This window comes from Bacillus sp. C30 (assembly GCF_040838255.1).
GTDB lineage: Bacteria > Bacillota > Bacilli > Bacillales > Bacillaceae_G > Bacillus_A > Bacillus_A mycoides.
This window is the reverse complement of the sequence record NZ_JBFPJH010000329.1, coordinates 1-3,501: the sequence shown is the minus strand read 5'-3', so window position 1 is coordinate 3,501 and position 3,501 is coordinate 1. Positions and strand designations below refer to the sequence as shown.

Here is a 3,501-nt window from a genome sequence, read left to right as displayed (position 1 = left end):
TCATTTGAGGTGATACTTAAATATGAAAAAACTATTGTATGTTTTAAGTGTATTTATTTTGTGCGTATCTATACAGCATGTGGTACATTCTCAGTCAAATGCACCAAGGTTATCTTCAGATTGTCTGGAAGAAAGTAAAATTCGTGATGAAAAGTATGTGAAAAACATTATGAATGACATTATATCTACATTTGATTTAAAGATTGATGAAAATAGTTTTTGGGAAATTAGTAAAAGAGACCTAGAGGCTGCGCATTTGATGTATGGCGGAAGGGAAAATGATTCTTATTATAATTCGCTAACTAAAGTTTATGATAGTGGTGGATATAGGGGAGAGGCTAGATTATTTGTGAAGGCGCAAGAAGCATTTTTACTTTATAAAGAAATAGACGATACTAATGTAATGAAACGCCTAAACCTTGAAAAAGGGGAATGGATTGTTACCGAAACGAAAAAGAAGCAAGGGAAAATCGTGGAATACAGACCATTACAATGTGAAAAAGATTATCTGAAAAAGAGAAATGAATACCATAATATAAAATGATGTAACGAAAATCTTGAATGGGAAAGTTTTCGTAAATAAATGTAAATTGGTCGATAGAAATCACTAGTAAGTTCGCCATAAAAAAACGTCATTTTCATCATTGAAAATGACGTTTTTTTTATTATTAAAGCCTTTGCATCCCACTCTCAATCCTCTTTGCCAAATCAGCTGACACTTCATGAACATACCCTAAAACTACCTTTCTTATATCCTCAGATATAACTTTCAAATCACTAGCTAAATTTTCAGCAAGATGTTCTTTTTCTATCGGTTGTAACTTCGCATAAAAATCACCAGCCTGCCTAAAGTCGTCCTGTTTCGTTATAGACGTCCTTTCGAGTTTTCCTTCAACGTACCTTCCGTCACCGCTAGTTGCTTGATTAGCAGGTGTCCAATCTTGCTGTTGGTTGATCGCTATTTTACGAAATTCAGGTCCAATTCTTCTTCTTTGAGAATCACTATAAATGTTAGCACGACCTTGTAGCATTTTATCATCTGATAGTTCTGCACCGTCTAGTAAATTAGAAGGGGAGAAAGCGACTTTTTCTACTTGTTCTTTATAGTTTTCAGGATTTTTATTTAATACCATTTTGCCTACTGGTATAAGAGGATACTCCTTTTCATCCCATACTTTTGTATCATCTAAAGGGTCATAAGAAAGGTGTGTTTCATCTTTAGGATCCATGAGCTGGACATATAAACCATATTCCACTGCTTTACCAGCCTCAATTGCATCGTATAAATCTTTCCCGCTATAATCAGGATTTTCGGCGGCCAGTTTATTTGCTTCCTCACTAGTAATGAATTGTACACCTTCAAATGGATACCAATGATACTTTACATACTTTCGATAACCTTGAGCATTTCTCCAAACATATGTATTTACACTATGTCCTGGGATGTGGCGAAGACTTTTTGCCGTACCAGCATCAGAGTATAAACGGACAACAAAATGAATGGATTCGGGTGCTCTAGCAACAAAATCCCAAAATCTATCAGGGTCTATTAAGTTATTTTTAGGTGAAGGCAATAACGCATTAATAGTTTCAGGGAAACGCATCGGATCACGAACAGAAAAGACAGGAAGGTGATTACATAAAAGATCAAATACGCCTTCTTTTGTATAAAATTTTGTAGCAAAACCTCGTACATTTCTAGAAGTATCAGGTGTTCCTTTCGTACTAACAGCTAATGAAAATCGAACCATAACAGGAATTTTCTCATTAGAATTTTGTAAAAAGCTTAGTTTTGTATGTTCAGACATCGGATATATCGTTTGAAAATAACCGAATGCACCAAATCCTTTTGCATGAACAGGTCTTTCTAAAATTTTTTCGTGAATAAATTCTTGTAACGCCTCGTGCAGTACATTATCTTGCTTTAAAATAGGTCCACGTGAACCAACTGTTTGAGAGTGAAGTATAGCTTGTTCATTACGTTCTCCATTTTCATTAAAGCCTTTCCCTAGTAAAGATTGTCCCTGTTTATCATAGTTTTCATCCATCGATATAGCCTCCAAATCTTTTTTTTCCATTGTTACTAAATATGATTTTATAGCCTTGATTATGTATGACACGCAAAGTTCAAAATAGTAACAGACCGCTAGATGAAAAAAACGTGTATGTAGTGGACCTGTTGAAATAGAAGAAATTATGGAAAAATGAATATCGGGAAGAAAATTACTATTAAAATTACAATCTTAAAAATGAATTTATACATGACTTTATAGAGAATGAACATAAATAAACAGGGAAAATAACTAGGAGGAATTTAAAATGTCGGATTGGTTTCAATTAGATAAAGAATATATGATGCCTACGTATTGTCGTACGAAGGTTGCAATAGAAAGAGGAGAAGGGTGCAAGCTTTATGATGTGGATGGTAAAGAGTATGTAGATTTATTTTCTGGTGTCGGAGTGAACGTATTAGGGTATAATCACCCGAAAATCGTGCAAACGACAATGGAACAAGTTACGAAATCTCTGCATCTCCCATTTCATTTTTTAAACCCAGTTGCGATTGAGTATGCAAAGAAATTAGTTGATTGCTCTTTAAAAAATGGAAAAGTCTTTTTTACAAACTCTGGTACGGAAGCGACAGAAACAACGTTGAAATTAATTGATAAATATAGAGCGAATACGCATGAGGAACGTGAAGGAATCGTAGTGCTGAAGAATAGCTTCCACGGGCGTACGTTAGGGGCACTTCATTTTACGAGACAAGAAAGTGTATATCAAAATTTCCCTAAAACATCGATTCCTGTATATGAAGTAGAGCGCGAGAATATAGAGCAATTAGAAGAAACAATTGTTAAAGAAAATCCAATTGCGATTATGCTAGAGCCTGTATTAGGTAGCGGGGGGATATACCCTTTATCGGGTGAATATTTACATGGTGTTCAAAACTTATGTGATAAATATAATGTCATTCTTATCGTTGATGAAGTTCAAAGTGGTATGGGGAGAACTGGTAAACTATTTGCTTATCAAAATTTCAATATTACACCGGATATTATTCAAATTGGTAAAGGAGCAGGAGGCGGGATACCGCTAGGGGGAATCATTGTAGGTGAAAAGCTATGTGATGTATTTTCACCAGGAGATCATGGTACAACGTTTGCTCATTCTTCAATGGGAACAGCTTTAGGGTTAACGGTTTTAAATACATTGATTGACGATGGTTTAATGCAAGAAGCTTATGAAATGTCACTATATTTAAATGATAAATTGCGAGAAATTCAGAATGAAAATTCTTATTATATTCAGGAAGTACGTCATGCTGGAATGATGTTTGGAATTAGTTTGAATGATACGAATACAAATGTAAAGAAATTACAGGTAGAGCTAATGGAGAAAGGGATGTTAGTTGACGTTACACAAGGGAACATCATCCGTTTACTTCCTCCATATATAATTACAAAAGAAGAGATTGATGCATTTATTTATGAGTTTATCTCC

General features: G+C 34.6%; 3 protein-coding genes. 2 read left to right on the top strand and 1 reads right to left on the bottom strand.

From position 1 onward, the window contains the following. The first annotated feature begins 22 nt into the window (after window positions 1-22). Window positions 23-544 (top strand): hypothetical protein, encoded by a 522-nt coding sequence (locus AB3X49_RS19575; RefSeq protein WP_367964175.1) that lies wholly within the window; start codon window positions 23-25, stop codon window positions 542-544. 124 nt (window positions 545-668) lie between these two features. Here the strand turns inward: AB3X49_RS19575 and AB3X49_RS19570 are convergent, their stop codons facing one another. Then, window positions 669-2,048, bottom strand: a complete 1,380-nt coding sequence (locus AB3X49_RS19570) for a catalase (RefSeq protein ID WP_367964173.1) — start codon at window positions 2,046-2,048, stop codon at window positions 669-671. Between the two features lie 271 nt (window positions 2,049-2,319). On the opposite strand from AB3X49_RS19570, the gene AB3X49_RS19565 reads away from it, so the two are divergent. Then, window positions 2,320-3,501 (top strand): aspartate aminotransferase family protein (locus AB3X49_RS19565; RefSeq protein WP_367964171.1); only part of this gene is annotated, 1,182 nt, incomplete at its 3' end.